The organism is Candidatus Aalborgicola defluviihabitans (assembly GCF_016705985.1).
In the GTDB taxonomy this organism is placed as follows: domain Bacteria; phylum Pseudomonadota; class Gammaproteobacteria; order Burkholderiales; family Burkholderiaceae_C; genus Allorhodoferax; species Allorhodoferax defluviihabitans.
This window is the reverse complement of record NZ_JADJKN010000006.1, coordinates 290,251-309,511: the sequence shown is the minus strand read 5'-3', so window position 1 is coordinate 309,511 and position 19,261 is coordinate 290,251. Positions and strand designations below refer to the sequence as shown.

17 protein-coding genes are annotated in these 19,261 nt (G+C 58.6%); 6 read left to right on the top strand and 11 right to left on the bottom strand.

The features are described 5' to 3' along the window. Positions 1-233: 233 nt before the first annotated feature. Positions 234-1,316 carry an IS110 family transposase gene (locus IPI80_RS09090; protein WP_413859283.1) on the bottom strand — a complete coding sequence of 361 codons (1,083 nt, stop codon included), beginning with the start codon at positions 1,314-1,316 and terminating at the stop codon, positions 234-236. A gap of 243 nt (positions 1,317-1,559) precedes the next feature. Here IPI80_RS09090 and IPI80_RS09085 point away from each other — a divergent pair, with 243 nt between their 5' ends. The 4 genes from IPI80_RS09085 to IPI80_RS09070 all read left to right on the top strand — a co-directional run bounded on the left by IPI80_RS09085 (position 1,560) and on the right by IPI80_RS09070 (position 5,221). Further along, positions 1,560-1,835: a BrnT family toxin gene (locus IPI80_RS09085; protein WP_413859281.1), complete on the top strand. Its 276-nt coding sequence runs from the start codon at positions 1,560-1,562 to the stop codon at positions 1,833-1,835. Next, positions 1,753-2,067 (top strand): BrnA antitoxin family protein, encoded by a 315-nt coding sequence (locus IPI80_RS09080; RefSeq protein ID WP_413859279.1) that lies wholly within the window; start codon positions 1,753-1,755, stop codon positions 2,065-2,067. The genes IPI80_RS09085 and IPI80_RS09080 overlap by 83 nt, the downstream gene beginning before the upstream one ends. Positions 2,068-2,407: 340 nt before the next feature. After that, the gene (locus tag IPI80_RS09075) at positions 2,408-2,869 is read left to right on the top strand and encodes a hypothetical protein (RefSeq protein ID WP_413859277.1); all 462 of its coding nucleotides are present in this window, start codon (positions 2,408-2,410) and stop codon (positions 2,867-2,869) included. A 582-nt stretch (positions 2,870-3,451) separates the two neighbouring features. After that, on the top strand, positions 3,452-5,221 hold the full coding sequence (locus tag IPI80_RS09070) for an MFS transporter (protein WP_413859275.1): 1,770 nt from the start codon (positions 3,452-3,454) through the stop codon (positions 5,219-5,221). A 4-nt stretch (positions 5,222-5,225) separates the two neighbouring features. On the opposite strand, the gene IPI80_RS09065 is transcribed toward IPI80_RS09070, so the two are convergent. Further along, positions 5,226-6,131, bottom strand: coding sequence for an AEC family transporter (locus tag IPI80_RS09065; RefSeq protein ID WP_413859274.1), 906 nt, complete (start codon positions 6,129-6,131; stop codon positions 5,226-5,228). 137 nt (positions 6,132-6,268) lie between these two features. On the opposite strand from IPI80_RS09065, the gene xerD reads away from it, so the two are divergent. Further along, a complete protein-coding gene (gene xerD / locus IPI80_RS09060) occupies positions 6,269-7,180 on the top strand; it encodes a site-specific tyrosine recombinase XerD (protein ID WP_413859272.1) in 912 nt (303 codons plus the stop codon). Between the two features lie 109 nt (positions 7,181-7,289). Here the strand turns inward: xerD and IPI80_RS09055 are convergent, their stop codons facing one another. The 9 genes from IPI80_RS09055 to IPI80_RS09015 form a co-directional block, all read right to left on the bottom strand. Beyond that, positions 7,290-8,213, bottom strand: a complete 924-nt coding sequence (locus IPI80_RS09055) for an aminotransferase class IV (RefSeq protein ID WP_413859270.1) — start codon at positions 8,211-8,213, stop codon at positions 7,290-7,292. Positions 8,214-8,238: 25 nt separating this feature from the next. Then, a complete protein-coding gene (locus IPI80_RS09050; protein WP_413859268.1) occupies positions 8,239-8,925 on the bottom strand; it encodes an aspartate/glutamate racemase family protein in 687 nt (228 codons plus the stop codon). Positions 8,926-8,947: 22 nt separating this feature from the next. Then, on the bottom strand, positions 8,948-11,545 hold the full coding sequence (locus IPI80_RS09045; protein ID WP_413859266.1) for a TRAP transporter permease: 2,598 nt from the start codon (positions 11,543-11,545) through the stop codon (positions 8,948-8,950). 50 nt (positions 11,546-11,595) lie between these two features. Further along, positions 11,596-12,588 (bottom strand): TAXI family TRAP transporter solute-binding subunit, encoded by a 993-nt coding sequence (locus IPI80_RS09040; protein ID WP_413859264.1) that lies wholly within the window; start codon positions 12,586-12,588, stop codon positions 11,596-11,598. A gap of 43 nt (positions 12,589-12,631) precedes the next feature. Next, the gene (locus IPI80_RS09035; RefSeq protein WP_413859725.1) at positions 12,632-13,972 is read right to left on the bottom strand and encodes an aspartate aminotransferase family protein; all 1,341 of its coding nucleotides are present in this window, start codon (positions 13,970-13,972) and stop codon (positions 12,632-12,634) included. Next, positions 13,972-14,883, bottom strand: a complete 912-nt coding sequence (locus IPI80_RS09030; protein ID WP_413859262.1) for a MurR/RpiR family transcriptional regulator — start codon at positions 14,881-14,883, stop codon at positions 13,972-13,974. The genes IPI80_RS09035 and IPI80_RS09030 overlap by 1 nt, the downstream gene beginning before the upstream one ends. A gap of 163 nt (positions 14,884-15,046) precedes the next feature. After that, positions 15,047-15,250 carry an EAL domain-containing protein gene (locus IPI80_RS09025; RefSeq protein ID WP_413859260.1) on the bottom strand — a complete coding sequence of 68 codons (204 nt, stop codon included), beginning with the start codon at positions 15,248-15,250 and terminating at the stop codon, positions 15,047-15,049. Next, complete coding sequence (locus IPI80_RS09020) at positions 15,195-17,642, bottom strand: EAL domain-containing protein (RefSeq protein WP_413859258.1); 2,448 nt, start codon at positions 17,640-17,642, stop codon at positions 15,195-15,197. The genes IPI80_RS09025 and IPI80_RS09020 overlap by 56 nt, the downstream gene beginning before the upstream one ends. Positions 17,643-17,814: 172 nt before the next feature. Continuing rightward, positions 17,815-18,615, bottom strand: coding sequence for a ferritin-like domain-containing protein (locus tag IPI80_RS09015; RefSeq protein ID WP_413859256.1), 801 nt, complete (start codon positions 18,613-18,615; stop codon positions 17,815-17,817). Between the two features lie 60 nt (positions 18,616-18,675). Between IPI80_RS09015 and IPI80_RS09010 the strand changes: the two genes are divergently transcribed. Next, a complete protein-coding gene (locus tag IPI80_RS09010) occupies positions 18,676-19,200 on the top strand; it encodes a gamma carbonic anhydrase family protein (protein ID WP_413859254.1) in 525 nt (174 codons plus the stop codon). Positions 19,201-19,261: the final 61 nt, after the last annotated feature.

The window sequence follows — 19,261 nt, the reverse complement described above, 5'->3', positions numbered from 1 at the left end:
CATGCAGTCGTATATCCGGCATCTGGTGTGGACTCGCAATGGTCCGTGCCGACATGGAATCTGCGTCACCGATGCGCCAATCGTTACAAACGGCTGCAAATGAGCCGGAAGAGTTATCGGCGTCTATCGGTGTGGGGTGAACCCGGTTGGCCATGATGGTCGATCAATCTCGTCGCAACGCGTGATGGGTGTTCAGTTTCTTCTTGGTGACGGCTGTTTTGGATATTTTCGGTCTACGCTGGCATCACAAAGCTCTCCCTATTGATCTTCTTGTTCAGCCTGGCACTCTCGCCAAACGGCTCCTTGTCCCGCAGCGTGGCATAACAAATCCGTGCCAACTTATTGGCCAGTGCACAAGCCGCCTTGTTGTGGTTGCTTCGACTCTGCACATCCAATGCCCAGCGCCGAACGCCACACACCTCGCGCCCGGCGTCCTGCGCCACCTTGGACGCACGCAGCACGCTCCTGGCCCCGTGGGTCAGCAACATGCGCAAGTAGCGATCCCCCTTCTTGGAGATACGCCCCAGATGGCGGCTACTGCCCGAGCTGTACTCCTTGGGCGTCAGACCAAACCAGCTGGAAAAATGCCGCGCATCCTTGAAGTGACTCACATCGCCAGAGGTGGCTGCCACCAGCGCCGTGGCGGTCAGCAAGCCAATGCCTGGGATCGACAGCAACGTCGTGCAAGCTGGACTGAGCTTGGCAATGGCAGCGAGTTCACGTTCCAGCTGCGCAATGCGGGCTTCGAGCAGTCGAATTTCTTCAATCAGTAGTTTGGCTGTGCCACGAATCAAATCCGGCACTGCCGTATTGGGGTCAGCCAGCACGCGGCTGATTGCTTCCATGCCCGTGCGTGCACCTACAGGGATAGCAATGCCAAACTCACGGCAGAAGCCACGCAAGGCATTGATGCGCGAAGTGCGTGTGCCCATCCACAAGGAACGTATGCGATGCATACCTTGCAGCGCTTGTTGTTCGACGGACTTCACCCGCACGGGACGCATGTCAGACGCGCGCGCCGCTTCCAGAAGTGCGGCAGCATCGGCCGCGTCGGTCTTGTTGCGCTTGACGTAGGCGCGGATGTACTGGGCGGGCAGCAGGCGAACCTCGATACCCAGGCCATTGAGCCAGCGCGCCCAGTGGTGGGCTGAGCCGCAGCCTTCCATGATGACCAGGTTTACTTCCCGGTTGAGAAACCAACGCTCGAACTGGGTGCGCGTCAGGCGCTGGGTTTCAATAATCTTCCAGTGTTCATCAGCCACAGCAAGTTGAAAGACGGACTTTGCAAGATCGACGGCAACGGTAGTAGCATTCATGTCGGACTCCTTACGTTGAAAGACCTGATCCCCATGCCCATGACGACCAGAGCGCCACTGTTGCGCAAAAAGACGGGGGAGTCCATCCCATCATTCAAGCCGCCACCGCTTCGTAGCTTCACCTTTGCGCCTGCGCTACGCTAGCGCGAAGCTTTCGCCACTGCGCGGCGCGGCTTAACTCAGGTGTTAAACCGCTGAAAATGCGTCATTGACGCACCTACGTTCTGTATATACACTTGTGACATGGAGTTCACTTGGTCAGAAGCGAAGCGTGCCACAAATATCAAAGCCCACGGGCTTGATTTCATTGACGCGCAAAGCGTGTTCGAAGGCATGACTTACACCTTTGAAGATGATCGTTTCTCCTACGGAGAGCAACGCTTTGTCACGCTGGGCTTGCTCGCCGGAATTACAGTCTCAGTCGTGCATACGGAGAATGAACATGAAATCCGCATCATCTCGTTCCGCAAAGCCACCAAGCGCGAGTCGCAAATCTACTTCGATGCAATCCAAAACTGATTGGGCTCGCCTCAAGGCCGACGACGGCATGGCAAACCCAGAGCACCCAGAAACTACCGTAAAGCACATTGTTCGCGGCATTGTTCGTCGCGGGCTTCAGCCCCTGCCATCAAAGGCATCCATTTCACTGCGCGTGGATCAGGATGTTTTGGAATGGTTTAAAGCACAAGGCGCTGGTTACCAGACCAGAATCAACACCGTCCTGCGGGCATTTCGTGATGCATCGGTTTAATTGGTCGGCCCACATGGACACGCAACATGAAGTTGCCGCTGCGCGGCGTATGTCGCGTGCCAGTGGCCTCCAACGTTAAGTCCCAAAGCGATCCTCGCTCCACCTCGATAAAATGCGCTACAGCCGCTCACACATCTGGAACTTCGTTGACTCCGCGCCGACACTGAAGGTCACCTGCCCACGGTGTAACAATCCCGGGGAATTCAGGCTCGCCTGGGACGGTGAGCGATTCCTCTTCGGTTTTGGATGGACCTGGCGGAAAGCCGTCTATCACTGTCCAATTTGCCCATATGTGCAAGAAGTCCCGGTTAAATCCGTACAACAATATTTGAGGTAGAAAATGTCTGCAGGCTGGGGAACTGGGCTTCGAGAATTTATCGGCTACGGTGCCACCATCACATGCGACCACTGTCACAACCGAGTAGTTGAGCAAGTGTGGGCAACCTATAGCTACGAGGAAGCAGCTTTCATACGTTGGAAGCACTTCGGCGAGCGCGGATCAGAGGACCGTGATGGATACATTCAATTCGTTTGCGGTACTTGTTTGAACGGCATTCAATTCATCGGCGCCGAGGCAGCAGAACGAAGGAAGAAGAACGTAGCAAAGGAACAGGGCGGGCCTGCTGCTGCGGCCTTTGCCATCGAAGTCGAGAACCGCATCAAAAGTGCCTCAGCTCGATTTGATATGAATCACACGACAAAGTGGTTTCGCGGCCTGAATATCTTGCAGAAGCGCGGAACACTCAAGGTCTTGAATCGAGTTGGCCTACATGAACTCGCAGCGCGGCTCAGCGGGGCCTAACCGGTTGATCGACTCAGACACGCAGCATCAAAAGGCTGCTGCGCAGCAGTTGCTGTGCGCTGGTCATCACCAACGTTGGGCCTAAGGAGTTCGGTATGTTTTCGATTTTTGATCCACTTATTGACTTCAGGTGCCCGCGGTGTAGTTCCTCGTTAAGATTCCGGCGAGTCGAGGAGTTGCCGAAAGCTTGGGATCACCAAACTGTCTTTGTGCCTGCCCTCAATGCCACGGTGAAATCATTTGCCGCCAGCATCCAGCAATCGCCAACAACTGGCTATGGATGCGATTTGTCCTTCCAGGAGTTATTACTTCTGCGGTTGCCATATTTTCTCCGCCAATGGGTTGGCTGGTCCCTTGGGCTATAGGACTTTTTGGTTTTGGGATGCGTCGCACTCGTTGTCTACATGCTTCGCGAACGTTGGGGGTGGCACCGTTACATATTGCCTCTCGAAAATGCCCAACCCGGCGCTCAATCGGACGCTGCGCGATAAAGCCGCGTACCCGCTTCACTAGCTGATTGCTCCTTTCACTGCCCCCGCCCCTGTGCGATGATCCCGCCCACACCACAGAGGCAAAACCTTTATGCGACTCCCCAACCTGCTGGCCACCAAAAATGGCCGACTGATGGCGTTCTTTCTGCTGTACGTCACCGAGGGTATTCCGCTTGGCTTTGCGGCCACCGCCGTAGCCACGCGGCTGCGGCGGCTGGATGTAGGTCCGGCCGAGATCGGCGCCTTTGTCGGCTCGTTTTACCTTCCATGGGCGTTCAAATGGGCTTTTGGCCCCGTGATCGACGTGTTTTCGTCAGAGCGACTGGGTCGACGGCGTGGCTGGATTTTGTTCACCCAGGTTGCCATGGCGCTCACGCTGTTGTCCACGGTGATGCTGGACCTGCCCGCGCAACTGGGCTTGTTCACCATCATCCTGTTGGTGCACAACACCTTTGGTGCCATGCAGGATGTGGCCATTGACGCGCTGGCCTGCAGTACGTTGCAGGAAAACGAGCGGGGCGTGGCCAACGGCATGATGTTTGCCGGCGCCACCATTGGCAGCATGGTGGGCGGCAGCGGTGTCATGTTCCTCAGCGGCTACACCGGTTTTCAGCCAACTTTCTTCTTTGTGGCCGCGTGCATTCTGGCGGTGACGGCCTTTGTGGTGTTGCCCATGCAAGAGGCGCCTGGCCCGGTGCGCGAGCGGGTTGCGGGCTCCAAACTGGCGCAGGCCGGGCGCGAGATGCGGGTTTTTGCCATTGATTCATTCCGCTCCTTTTTGGGTAGCTCCGGTGCCTTTGGCGGGCTGCTGTTTGCGCTGTTGCCAGCTGGTGCCATGTGCCTGGGGTTGGCCTTGCAGTCCAACCTGGCCGTGGAACTGGGCATGGATGACGACCAGGTGGCCGCGCTGAACTTCTACTCATCCATTTTGGGCGCTGCATTTTGTGTGCTGGGGGGCTACCTGTCGGACCGCTGGGGCCGTCGGCGCACACTACTCGTTTACATGGCACTGATGAGCGTGCCGGTGTTCTATTTGATGAACGAACTCACGCGGTACGGGTGGATCATGCCGGTCAGCACCACGGTTGCCAATCGTCCGCAGGTGCCCGCAGCCTTGCTAACCGCCTTCTGGATTGCCACGCTGGCGTATTCGGTGTTCCAGGGGCTGATGTATGGCGCGCGCTCGGCCATCATGATGGATGTGACCAACCCGGCCGTGGCGGCCACGCAGTTCACCGCCTACATGGCGCTGATGAACCTGGCTATTTCGTACTCGGCCACCTGGCAGGGCATTGCCATCGAAGCCTGGGGCTACCCGACCACCATGCTGGTGGATGGCATTTTCGGTCTGGCCTGCTTGCTGGTCTTGCCGTGGCTCAAACGTGACAGTGATGCGGCCGCGGTTGAAGCAGGGCAATCCGGCAGTGCGGCTGGCTTTGCCGATGCCCTGGGCCCGAAGCGCGCGCGCCGTCTGGCGACGGGGCTCGGCTTGCTGTGTCTGGCCTGGGTGCCTTCAAGCATCTGGAGTGAGGTTTTTGGGGCTGGCAAGCCCATTGTGGGCACGCTGTTTACGGTGATCTTCATCGCGTCGGCGTTGTTCCTGCTGGCCGGGCGCGCTGTGCTGGGAGATGCGGGCGGTCGCACAGCGCGGCTTGGCGTTTGGGTTGCTCCGTTGTTGATCTTGCTGTACGTCCGCTACTACCTGGATGTCATTGCCAGTTGGTTGCCTGCGGGGGTTGACACCGCCAGCTTCGTGGCAGGCGTGAACAACACCATGTTGGGAGTGGCGGTGCTGGCGGGCGTGTTGCTGCTGCAATTGGGCGCGCAGCCCTGGAAGCAGATGGAGGTGGGGGCGCGTTGATGATTTAGCGTAGCAGCCCCAGTGCCATTGGCAAGCTTACCATGGCCAGTACCGTAGACACCGTCACCAGCCCCGCCACATAGGCGCCGTCATAGCCCATGCGCGTGGCCAGCACGTAGCAACTGGACGACGTGGGCAGGGCTGAGAAGACCAACAAAATGGTGGCCTCTACCGCACTGAGGCCGAACAGACGCGCGATCACCATCGCCACCAAAGGCAACATCAGGTGCCGAATGGCCAGCACCGCTACCCCCAGCGCCTTGGCGCGGTTCAACGCGCCCAACTGCATGCCTGCGCCGGCTGCCATCAGGCCCAGAGCCAATGATGCCGCACCAATGCGCGTGACCGATGGCTCCAGCCACGGTGGAATGGAAAAGCCCAGCAGGTTGGCTACCAAAGCAGAAGCGGTGGCAATGATCAGCGGGTTGCGCAGCAGCTCACGCGCCAGGTTGCGCCGCGCGTGGCGCACCATGGGCCACACGGCAGCTACATTGAAAAGCGGCACACAGACGCCGATGAGTACGGCAATCAATTGCACGCCCTGTGGTCCGGCCAACCGATTGGCCAGGGCCAGGCCAACGAAGGAATTGAAGCGAAACGCCACCTGCGCGCTACTGGCATGGTCACGCCCATCGATCCAGCGTTTGAGAACTGGAACGTGGGGCAGCGCATAGGCCATGGCAATGCCGCTCAAACCCAGCGTCCATCCTGCTCCCATCAGCAGGGAGGCCGCATGCACGTCCAGCGGGCTTTTGACAATGGATTGAAACAGCAGCACCGGGAACAGAAAAAAATACACCAGGGTTTCGACATGTTCCCACAACGGCCGGCGCAAGGCGGTGAATCGGCAAACCAGGTAGCCGCACAGAATGAGGGAAAAATCCGGGAGTAGCAGTTGGGCGTAGTTCACCGCGCAAGAATACCAGCCAAAACCGTGTGCGACGGGCGTGTGCTGCGGTTACTATTTGCGCTGGATCGTGTCCAGATCGCAGGGATAGCGATGACAAAAGGTTATCCCAACCGGGTTATCAAAATGCAAATGAATTGATGGCAACAACTGCTTCCAGCCTGAATGGCGTTGATACCTTTGTGGATGCCCTCTGGCTGGAAGAAGGGCTATCCAAAAACACGCTGACGGCCTACCGGCGCGACCTGACCCTGTACGCCACCTGGCTGGCTGGCAAGGCCCGGGAGCTGAACCAGACCACGGCACTGGATTTGCAGTTGTATTTTTCCGAGCGACATGCCACGACCCGCGCCACTACCGCCAACCGGCGCCTGACAGTGTTCAAACGCTATTTCCGCTGGGCTCTGCGCGAGGGCGTGGTGCAGGAAGATCCCACACTCACCCTGCAGTCCGCCAAGCAGGCGCTGCGGGTGCCCAAAACCCTGACGGAAGCGCAGGTGGAAGCGCTGCTGGCAGCGCCGGATACTTCACAGGCGTTGGGTGTACGGGACCGCACCATGTTGGAGTTGATGTATGCCAGTGGGCTGCGCGTGAGTGAACTGGTGACGCTCAAAACCCTGAACCTCGGCCTTAATGACAACGTGCTGCGCGTGATGGGCAAAGGCAGCAAGGAGCGCCTGGTGCCGTTTGGCGAAGTGGCCAGCCAGTGGTTACGTCAGTACCTGGCGTCCGCCCGGCCCGAACTGTTGGCCGGTAAGCAGACCGATGACTTGTTTGTCACAGCGCGTGGCGCCAATGCCGGTAGCGCCATGTCGCGGGTGATGTTCTGGATGATTGTGAAGAAGCATGCTTTGGCAGCGGGCATCCGGGTACCCCTGTCACCGCACACCCTGCGCCACGCTTTCGCCACGCATTTACTCAACCACGGTGCGGACTTGCGGGCGGTGCAATTGTTGCTGGGGCACGCCGATATTTCGACCACCACCATCTACACCCATGTGGCGCGGGAGCGGCTGGCGGTGTTGCACAAGCAGCACCACCCACGGGGGTGAGCGAATGCTATTGAATTTATAGTAGGTTGTGTAGTGTTGACGAGGGCTGAACCCCGATTGGTAAAAATTATTAGCAACCCAATCGCGAGTTATGGCCGCAGCCTGCTATTTACTGGATGCGGTCAGGTTCGGTTGTCGGCGCCTTCTGCTCGCGGGCCTGCGCAATGGCGACCTGGTACTGCGCGTACAGCTTGTGATACACCGGCCCAGGCGTTCCGCAGCCGACTGCCCGATCATCCAGCCGGGTTACCGCCAGCACTTCCTTGGTGGCGGATGACAACAGAATTTCGTCCGCCGAAAAAACCTCATCGCGCGACACTCGGCGCAACTCGAATCCGATCTGATTGGCCCGGCACAATTCCTCGATCAATCCGTAACGAATGCCCTCAAGCACGCAGTGATCCTTGGGCGTGCCGATGACTGTGCCGTTTTTGACAACCCAGACGTTGCTGGCGGCGGCCTCACTCAGGAAACCATGGCGGAACATTACGGTTTCTGCAGCTCCGGCGTCGAAACTGATCTGGCGAGCGAACACCGCGCCCAACAAACTGGTGCTCTTGATATGGGCCATTTCCCAGCGGAAATCATCCGCCGTCACGCAGGCTACGCCGGCGCTGCGCTGGGCCGCACTGGGCATGGTCATGGCATTGGCCAGGACAAACACGGTCGGTGTGATGTTTTGCGGCATGACATGCTCACGCAGGGCCACGCCCCGGGTGATCTGGATGTAGATCAGTTGATGCGTATCCACGATGCGCTCTTTGCTGAAATTGGCGTAGGCGGTTATTAATTGATGTGCAATTTCAGCCCACTGCAAACGGCTCAGCGGGTTGGCAATACGCAGCTCGCCCAGGCTGCGGTCGAGTCGGTCCATGTGCTGCTCAAAGCGGAACAAATGGCCGCCATAGACCGGCACGACCTCGTATACACCGTCGCCGAAGATAAACCCGCGATCCATGACACTGATCTTGGCGTTGGGGAGGTCCGTGTAGTCACCATTGAGGTAGCACGGCAGGCAAGGAAGTGGGTTCATAAATAAAGTTGGCTAGTTCAACGGCCTAGGTATGCGACGGCGCCTGAGCCAGAGTTTTTTTGCGCAGCAGTGCCACGGCACTGTCGGGCGTGCTCAACACCGGCAGGCCCGTGCGCTGTACCACCATGGCGCGTGCGCGCGCCATGCTGAATTGCGCCAGCGCAATGACCTGGCAGCCGCGTGCCGCCAATTCGACAGCGGCCTGGGCGATCAGCTCATCGTGGCGCTGGTGATCACCCGCATCCAATGCCGTAAGCGCGTGTGGCACCAGCAGGGTGTCAATGACCAGATCTGGCGGAAATTCGGGTGGCATTGATGCCAGGGTCGGAGCAAAGGTGGCCAACAGACCGACGCGCATGCCCAGTGCTACGGCGTCCTGGATCATGCCTTCATTGGGTTTGAGTACCGGTATAGCGGGATACTTGCGAGCCAGCGCTTCAATGCAGGGACCAAAGGCAGAACAGGTGAAGAGAATGGCGTCGCTGCCGCAGTCCACTGCATAGTCGCCCAAGCGCTCAAAGCGCGCGTGCATAGCCGCATCAAGCGAAGAGCCGGAAGCGGCGAGGTCTGCCGCCAGGCTGTCGTCGAGCAGGTTCATGCGTGTGGCTTCGGGCCAGCTCCGGGCCATCGCCTGGTTGATCGGTGCAACGGAATGCGCCAAGGCGTGAATCAGCGCGATTCGGGGGCGAAATTGCACGGTAGATGCGGGCATTTGTCTCTGGCGGTTCGTGACGTCAAGTCGCTGCAGTACCGGCCCGAATCGGTGCTATGGGGCGACGCAGCCTCTGCGCCAAGCTCACTGCCGCCAAAAGTAACAGCGCTGGCAGGTACATCCACTCTTTGGCTGGGCGATCGGCGGGCACTTCCACACCGGTCACCTTGAACCCTTGCTCGAAACCGGCCTTGTCGGCTCCGCTTTTCAGGCCCACGGCCATGACCTCTGGGCCTTCGGGTGTGGTCATCACCGTCAGCCCCGCTTTCTTGATCCGTTGCGTACCATCGCCTTCCGAACTCAGGGGCAGGAGAACTGTCTTTTTCACTGACTTTCCTTCCAAAGTAGTGCCCTCTATACGAACGCGTAGCCCTTTTCCAGCAACTCCATCACCGGCAAGTTGAACCAGTTGCGTACCTGCCTCGACACGGTATTTCGGCATCACCATGTCGAGCCAGAATCCTGGGCGCAGCAGGGTGAAAGTGACCACCAGCAATACGGCCGACTCATACCAACGGCTTCGTCTGACAAACCAGCCCTGTGTGGCAGCGGCAAACACCAGCATGGCCACGATGGCAGTGCCAACCGTGAGCAACAGGTGCCACCAAGAGGTGATGCCAATTAGCAGCAAATCGGTATTGAAAATGAACATGAAGGGCAGGATGCCCGTACGAATGCTGTAAAAGAACGCGGTAACGCCGGTCTTGATAGGGTCCGCCTTGGCAATGGCGGCGGCTGCAAACGAGGCCAGTCCCACTGGTGGAGTTACATCAGCCATCAATCCAAAGTAAAAAACAAACATATGTGCGGCCACCAGCGGCACGACCAACCCGGTTTGCGAGCCCAGCTCCACGATGACTGGCGCCATCAGGGTCGACACAATGATGTAGCTCGCCGTCGTTGGCATGCCCATGCCCAGGATCAGGCACACGACGGCTACCAGAACCAGCATGCCAATCAGGCTCCCGGCTGAGACGACTTCGACCAGGTCAGTCATGACCAGACCCAGACCGGTCACCGAAACCGTGCCCACAATAATGCCCGCGCAGGCTGTGGCAATGCCGATGCCGATCATGTTGCGCGCGCCAAGCTCCAGACCTTCGATCAGGTCGCCCCAACCGTCCCGGATGCGCATTAATGGATTGGCCTGCCCTCTGAAGAACGCCAGTAGCGGCTTTTGGGTCAAAAGTATCACGATCAGAGAGACAGACGCATAAAACGCAGACAGGCCGGGGGACAGTTCCTCCACCAGCAAGGACCAGATCAGCAGCACAACGGGCAACAGGTAATGCAAGCCCGCCAAAATGGTTTCCTTGACTGGCGGCAGGGCAAGCATCGCCGCTTCTGGGTCGTCAATCGTCAGGTCTGGCTCTTTCGACACTTGCCAGATGATGGCAACATAAGCGGTAAAAATGGCCGGAACAATAACCCAAATAGCATTGCTGCCCATGAGTCCCTTGAGCCAGCCCAAGCCGTAGAACACGGCGTTGGACAGCAAAATGACGCTGCAAACCGTGAGGCCAAACCCGGTGAGGCGTCCCATGGAGGTTGAGCCTTTGGCGCGTGGCAGACCGTGAAGACCCATCTTCAGGGCTTCAAGGTGGGCGATATAAAACAAGGCGATGTAGGAGATGGCGGCCGGAAGCGCCGCGTTTTTGCAAATCTCGGCGTATGGCACCCCGACGTATTCAGCCATCAGGAACGCCGCGGCGCCCATCACCGGAGGCATGATCTGGCCATCGACACCTGCTGCGGTTTCAATCGCACCGGCCTTGTGCGCGGGGTAGCCGACCCGCTTCATTAACGGAATGGTGAACGTACCGCAGGTCACAACGTTGGCCACCGACGAGCCGGAGATCATGCCCATAAGGCCCGACGACACCACGGCCGCCTTGGCCGGACCGCCGCGCAAGTGCCCTAGCAACGCATAGGCCACTTTGATGAAATAACTGCCCGCGCCAGCTTTCTCCAGCAATCCGCCAAACAATACGAACAGGAAAATGTAGCTGGACGAAACGCCCAGGGCGACACCAAACACACCCTCGGTCGACATCCAGTAATGTGACACCGCTTTGGACAGGGATACACCTTTGTGCGCCACCGCATCCGGCATGTAGGGCCCTGCAAACGCAAAGATCAGCATCAGGGCTGCAATGATTGCCATTGCTGGACCCACCACACGGCGGGTGGCTTCGATCAGCAAGACCACTCCCGCGACCGCGACGAACATATCGACCACGGTCGGTTGCCCTGGCCGGGTCGACAACTCGCGATAGAAAATAAACAGGTAGGCGGCACAAAAGCAACCTAGTGCCGCAAATACCCAGTCCAGCAGCGGTATTTTGGTGCGCGACGAGTGTTTGCCAAACGGATAGGCCAAAAAAGCCAGGAACAGGGCCAGCGCCAAGTGCAACGCACGCATCTCCGTGTCATTGAGCACAAAGATGCGTAGCGCAAAAGGCAACGGGGAGGCGTACCAGAGTTGCAGAACAGACCAACCGATACAGACTGCGAACATGAGTGTGCGGACAAACCCCATGGGCTTGCGCCCACCGATATCCGCTTCCTGTACGAGCTGTTGCAGGTCCACGCCTGAGGGTGAAGAGGTTGCTGCTGTCATGGAGTTCTCAGGTACGCGGTTCCGGGGTCGAAAAATGCGTTTGGTTTGATCTATTTCATCCAGCCTTTTTCGCGGTAGTAGCGCAGTGCACCTTCATGCAGCGGAGCTGTCAGGCCGTCGGAAATCATTTGTTTCGGATCGAGGTTGGCGAAAGCCGGGTGCAGCTTTTTGAATTCATCGAAATTTTCGAAGACTGCCTTGGTAATCACGTACACGGTGTCTGCGGGCACCTTGGACGATGTGATCATCGTGGCCAGCACACCATAGGTCTTGGTGGGTTGTGGGTTGTTGGCATACATTCCGCCCGGAATCGTGGCGTAGGCGAAGTACGAGTTTTTCTTCACCAATGCGTCAATGGCGGGTCCTGTAATGGGCACCAGCTGGGCACCGCAGGCAGTGGTTGGATCCTGAATGTTGGCTGACGGATGGCCAACACCGTAGAAGAAGCCATCAATCTTGTTGTCGCACAATGCGGCGCCATGCTCATCGGCCTTTAGCTCGGACGCCAGCGAAAAGTCCGATATTTTCATGTTCAACGCTACCAGCAATTCATCCATCGCGGCCCGTGTCCCCGAGCCCGGATTACCTACGTTCAAGCGTTTGCCCTTGAAGTCTGCAAGGCTGTGGATACCGGAGTCCTTGCGGGCCACCAGAGTGAACGGCTCAGGGTGCACAGAGAACACCGAGCGCATGTCGGCAAACGGTTCCTTGAATGAGCCTACGCCCTTGTATCCCTGAAATTGCACGTCGGATTGCGACATGCCAAAGTCAAGTTCGCCGGCTTTGATGGTGTTGACGTTGTAGGCAGATCCCCCCGTGGATTCGACCGAGCAGCGCAGATTGGTCTTGGCGCGGTCCTTGTTGACCAGACGGCAGATGGCGCCACCGACGGCGTAGTAAACGCCCGTCACGCCCCCGGTTCCGATCGTGACAAATTTTTGCTGGGCCAGCGCTGGTGCGGACACCAAGGCAGCTGTCATCGCAATAGCGACGCTGGCTGCACTTGCTGTGCGCAATGCGTTCAAGGTAAATTTCTTTGGCATGTAGTCTCCTAGTAGTTAAGTCAATTTCACTCACGAACACTCTTCAGGCTGCCGCGATGGCAGCATCTATCGCCGAACGCAACCGTTCGATCACCATCTCCAACTCCGCTTCGCTGGATATAAATGGAGGCGCCAGCAAAACATGATCGCCCATGCGGCCATCTACGGTTCCGCCCATCGGGTAAACCATAAGGCCGCGCGCCATTGCTTCCCTTTTGACTCCTATGTGCAGTTTGCGTACCGGATCGAATGGAGACTTGGTGGCACGGTCCTGCACCAACTCGATGCCCCAAAAAAGTCCACGCCCGCGGATATCACCAACGTGCGGATGATCACGCCATGTCTCACGCATCAAATGCTGCAGGAATTGACCCCGCGTGCGCACCTGCGGGATGAGTTGGTCTCGCTCAAAAACCTGTTGCACAGCCAGAGCGGCAGCACAGGCGACAGCATGTCCAAGATAGGTGTGCCCGTGTTGGAAAAAGCCGGAGCCCTGTCGCATGGTTTCTACAATCTTTGCTTGCGCCAGAACGGCCCCGATGGGCTGGTAACCGCCGCCTAGACCTTTGGCCACCGCCAGCAAATCGGGAACAACACCCTCTTGTTCGCAAGCATGCAAGCTACCGGTGCGGCCCATGCCACACATGACCTCATCAAGGATCAGCAATACGCCGTAGCGGTCGCACACCTCACGCACTGCCTTGAAGTAACCGGGCACTGGCACCAGTACACCGGCCGTTGCGCCCCCCACGGTCTCCGCGATGAATGCGATAACCTGGTCGGCGCCTTGTTCAAGAATGGCTTGCTCCAGCTCGTGCGCCAGACGCTGGCCATATTGCTCAGGCGTTTCGGTCGATTGCTGTTCCCGATAGGGGTAGCAGGGGGACAGATGGGTGACTGGTATCAAAATCGGTGCAAACGGCTCACGCCGCCATTGATTACCGCCTATGGCCAGCGCACCGAGCGTGTTGCCGTGGTAGCTCTGCCGGCGTGCAATGAAATGCTGTCGCTGGGGTTGACCCATTTCGACAAAATACTGGCGCGCCATCTTCAGGGTGGCCTCCATCGCCTCGGAGCCACCGCTCACAAAATACACATGGCTCATGCCGGAAGGCGCCGTTTCAATCAGCTTGCGGGCCAGCGTCTCTGCTACTTCGGTCGTGAAGAAGCTGGTGTGGGCATAGGCCAGTTTGTCGATTTGCGCATGCATGGCCGCAAGCACGTCGGGATGTGCATGGCCCAGGCAGGAAACGGCTGCACCGCCGGATGCATCGATGTAGCGTCGTCCCTGTGCATCGGTCAGGTAAATGCCTTTGCCACTGACTGCGACCGGGGGTGTGCGCTGCAAGTGCCGATGAAACACCTGCGTAGAGGCTGTGGATATCACTCTGACTCCTCTGAATTGGTTGTTGGCAGACGCAGCAATGACGGCTTGTCCGCGCGTTTTTCCCAGTACTCCCCCTCGCTGTCCAGACGATCTTGCCGGGATTGCAGATGCGCCAAAACCTTGCGGCCTCCTCGCACTGTCACTGCGGCGGCCAAAGCCTCCGCCAACGCCAATGCGCCGACCATGGACTGAAAATAGGAGGTGCTGTCCGTCCGAAAAAGCAGTGTGTGGCTGGCAGACCGGGCAATTGGTGACAAGGCGCTATCAGTTAACGCCAGCAGGACAACCCCTTGTGCCAATGCCTGTGTAGTGGCAATGACTGTCTGGCGGGTGTACGGGGCGAACGACACCGCGACCAGTACATCGCCGGCTCCCATGGCGCCGATCTGGTCGATCAGTGTGCCGCCCACGCCTTGTACCAAAACTCCGTTGGGTGCCAGCAGCCCATAGGTGTAGTGCAGCGACAGCGCCAAGCCGTGGCTAGCCCGCAGGCCCAGAAAATAGACACGCCGTGCCTTGAGCAAAGCGTCCGCAGCCGCTTCCAGCTGCTGGGGTTCATTCAGCGCAACGATGGATCCGGTGTTGGTGCACTGTGCGGCATTAAGTTGCGCGAACCACTCGTCGCTGCGCTTGGCGTTGGCCTGCAACACCTCAGCACGTCCGGCGTACCCCGTTTGCACTGAAAAAGAGTCCTGGCACAGGCTCTTAATGGCCTCAAAACCATCGAAACCGAGCGCTTGAGAGAGTCGCGTAAAGGTGGCGGGTGCCAGCTCTGCCCGGCGTGCGCACTCGCGCATGGAGTGCAAGGCCACCTCACGCGGATGGGCTTCGATCCAGCGCGCGGCGCGCAGCAATTCCGGACTCAAACCCTCAGGCGGAATGTCGGCGAAAAGAAAGGAGGTGGACACAGTTCGTTTGTATCACACATAAATACAAAAAGAAACAATTGTTTCCAAGCCTGGCACTTTGGTCTTCGCCGGACACTGGCACGGGTGGGATTGCCTGCACCACCGCCTGCGGGGTGACCAAGTCCAAATGGCCGCCGGTTAGGCTGTCGTGGTTGCAGAGAGGTCAGCGTGATAGGACGTATTGTTCGAAGTTTTCCAGCGGCATCGGGCGCCCCAGCAGATAGCCTTGGTAGGCGTCGCATCCTTGACCGTGCAGGTAGTCGTGTTGGGCCTGGGTTTCCACGCCTTCGGCGATGACGGCCAATCCCAGGCTATGGCCCAGGGTAATGACGGCCAATGCAATGGCTGCATCGTTGGGGTCGGTCATCAGGTCGCGCACAAAAAGATTGATCTATCTTCAACTGGTCAAGCGGCATCCGCTTGAGGTAGGACAGGGACGAGTAGCCGGTGCCGAAATCGTCCAGCGCGAAACCCACGCCGAGTTGTTTGAGCTTGATCATCTTGGCGGTAGTTTCTTCGATGTCGTCCACCAGCAAGGTCTCGGTCAGTTCGAGCTTGAGATGGCGCGGGTTGACACCGGTATAGCTGATCAGGTCCACCAAATAGGGTACAAAATCAGGCTGGTGAAATTGGCGGGCGCTGACGTTGATAGCCAAGGTGAAGGGTTGAAACCGGGCATCCTTGGACCACTGCGCCAGCTGGGTACAGGCGGCCTCCATCACCCAGTTCCCCAGGGGCAGGATCAGGCTGCTGCCTTCGGCCACAGGAATGAATTCGGCCGGTGACACCATGCCGCGTTGCGGGTGTGGCCAGCGCAGCAATACTTCGGCACCGATCAATTGGTTGTTGCGGTTGATCTGGGGCTGGAAGTACAGCACAAACTCGCTTTTGAGAATGCCTTGGCGGATATCGGATTCCAGACCTACGCGGGTGGTAATAACCGCCTGCATGGCCGGATCAAAGAAGCGCAGCGTATTACGCCCGGCCGACTTGGCCTGGTACATGGCCAAGTCGGCCTGCTTGAGCAATTCTTCGGTGGATTGGTCGTGGTTGCGGTACAGCGTGATGCCAATGCTGGGTGTGATTTCATAGTCAAGTCCGCCCAAGCGGTAAGGCTTGCCGATAGCGGCCAGAATTTTCTCGCCAATCATCTTGGCCTGGGTTGCGGCATCCTCACGGATATCGCTCAACTCTTCCACCATCACCACGAATTCGTCGCCACCCAGGCGGGCCACCGTGTCGCCTTGGCGCACGCAATCGCACAGGCGCTGTGCCACCTGTTGCAACAGCAGATCGCCCATGTCGTGACCCTGCGTGTCGTTCAGGGTTTTGAAGTTGTCCAGATCAATGAATTGCAGGGCGCCCAAACGGCCACTGCGCGAGCTGGCGGCCAGTGCCTGGCGCAATCGGTCCACCATGAGGCGCCGATTGGGCAGACTGGTCAGCGGGTCATAAAAAGCCAGCTTGTTGATTTCCTCCTCGGAGTCTTTGCGCTGGGTGACGTTGCGCGAGAGAACGATGAAGCGTGGCTCCGTGCTGGTGGGGTCTACCTTGCGGGTCAGCGAGATTTCAAACCAGAAATCACCTTTTGATGTGTGCAGCGGAAATTCCCTGCCCTCGGAATGACCCTGGGCATTGGCTTCTTCCAGTGCCGCCATGACCGAGGCTGCCGCGTCTGGCGGCAGTACGTCCGTTACCCGCTTGCCCAGGAAAAATTCAGCTGGTGGAAACGAGGTGTTGGCGCGCGGTGCGTGGTAATCGTGGTAGGTGCCGTCAAGGCTCATCTCCAGCATGACGTCGGGGATGGCCTCCAGCGTCGCCTCGAGCTGGCTCTGGGAGGCCGCAATCTCCTTGGTGCGCTGTAATACCAGGCTTTCTTGCCCTGCTTTCTGGTTCTTGAGGTCCACAAAGAGCATGCTGGCATAGGCCAGCATCAGGCTGAAAGCCAGACCTAAGGCGACCTTGAAGGCCAGCGCGGCGTGATCGTCCCAGCCGTTGCGGGGCGCCACGCTGAGTGTCCATTGCCCATTGGGCACGGTCAAACTTTGCTCGACCGGGTCGGACAGCGCGTTGGAGGACGCAGTAATGATTTGCTTGGTGCCAGTATCCGGGTTGTTGCGCCACAGTGAATAGTCCAACCCGCTTTCGGCCAGTTGCGACAGTCGCACGCTGGACAGCGCCTGTGGAAAGCGGATAACTGCATAGGTTAGGCCCCAGAACACGGGTTTGCCATCCGCGTCGTCCAGAAATATTGGCATGCGCCCCACCGCGCCCAGGCCGCCTTGCACCAGCTGCACCGGGCCAGCCAGGGTGAGCTTGCCGGTATCGCGCGCCACGCGCGCCTCTTTGCCCTGCGCCGGGTCTTTTAGCGCGTCAAAACCAAGCGATTTTTCGTTGCCTGTGAGCGGCGCTACGCGCGCAATCACACCATCCGGGCTCAGGCCCAGTATGGACACGCCCGGATACCAGTGCAGCATTTCAGTGGCCACGCCTTCGAAGTCGGGCACGTGGCCCTTGCCCTGGCGCACCATGGCGGCGAGGGAATAAGTGGCTGATAGTGCGTGCTCGATGGTGGCCTGGATGCCATTTGCGCGATCGCTGGCCAGCGCATTGATGCGCATGCGCTCGGCGCTGTGGCTGCGTTGCTCCAATTTCCAGATGACCGCGCCGGCGACCAGTGCCGCCACCACAAATACCAGCCATGCCACCGCAAGCGGACGTTCAAAGAACGGCGTGGCATAAGGGAGGCGTTTGGTCATCGCTGGCTAGTATCTGGGTGACGTGGGATGGGGGCTATGGTGAAAGATTGTGCCTGCCACTCACGGGCTTGTGTAGGGAAATATGCAGGCCAGGGCGTTTGCAATATTTTATAAGTAAAATCAAGCGCTAGCCCTCGTGAAATATACATAAGTAGCTATCAAAGTAATAGCGTCACGCAGAAGTAACTGTGGGTAGCGCCGCCAGCTCTGTGTCGGAAAATCCGGCCAGCCGGCGCGCGCTGAGGTTAAAGGGCGGTTTGGGCCTTGGTGCCCCGTGCTGTTCGGCCACTTGCCGGTAGAACGCCAGGGGGTCGAGTTGATCGCGTTGACACAGCCAGTGGTACCAGTGGTTGCCGATGGCGACATGGCCCACTTCTTCTTCCAGAATGATGTCCAGAATCGCCACGGCGGCAAGTGCGTGTGGTGTGCCGACCTTGCGCAACTTGGCCTGGATAATGGGCGTGGCGTCCAGCCCACGGGCCTCTAAGGTGCGCGGCACCAGGGCCATGCGGGCAACAACATCGTGGCGTGTGGCCTCACACAGGTTCCACAGACCGTCGTGCGCCATAAAATCACCGTAGTCGTGTCCCAGAGTACGCAGGTGGTTGTGCAGCAGGGTGAAGTGCTTGGCCTCTTCCTGGGCCACGCGCAGCCAATCCAGGTAGTAGGCGACGGGCATGTCGGCAAAGCGCCAGACCGCATCCAGCGCCAGGTTGATGGCGTTGAATTCGATGTGTGCAATGGCATGCACCAAGGCGCAGTGGCCTTCCAGGGTAAACGGGGAGCGCCGTGGCACATCCTGGGGTTGCACCAGCTCGGGCCGTGGCGGGCGACCGGGGGGGCCGTCGTGGGTCAAACTAGCAGTGCAATCCAGCAAGCACGCAGGCGGTGGTGCCAGTGCCAGCACGGCGGCGGCCTTTTGTACGGGATCGGTGAGGCGAAAAACCTCAAGGCAGTGCAATCTCAGTTCCATCCTTACAATTCTAGGCAATACACAAGGCCTGCACGCACTCGGATTGGATAGGGGATTGACATGGCAATTTATGAACTCGATTTGGTCGCACCCCGCATCGCGGATTCCGCCTGGGTGGCTGATAGCGCCCAAGTCATGGGCAATGTGGAATTGGCAGAAAACACCAGCGTCTGGTTTGGTGTGGTGATCCGTGGCGACACCGAGCTCATCCGCATTGGGCGCGGCTCCAACATTCAGGACGGCAGCGTGCTGCACGCCGACTTCGGCAAGCCCCTGACACTGGGTGAAAACGTGACCGTGGGCCACAAGGTGATGCTGCACGGTTGCACCATTGGCGACAACTCGCTCATCGGCATCGGCGCCGTGGTGCTTAATGGCGCCAAAATTGGTAACGGTTGCATCGTTGGCGCGGGTTCTTTGGTGACTGAGGGCAAAGAGTTTGCGGATGGATCCATGATCCTCGGCAGCCCCGCCAAGGCAGTGCGCGCACTCACACCCGAGCAACAGGATGCGCTGAAGATGAGCGCGGTGCAGTACACCGCGAATGCCCGCCGTTTCAAAAACGGGCTGAAGAAAATTGGTTAATCCGTTGGGGTCAGAGCACGTCGTTTTACGAGTGGTCTGAACCGCAAGTTTCAAGGTTGCG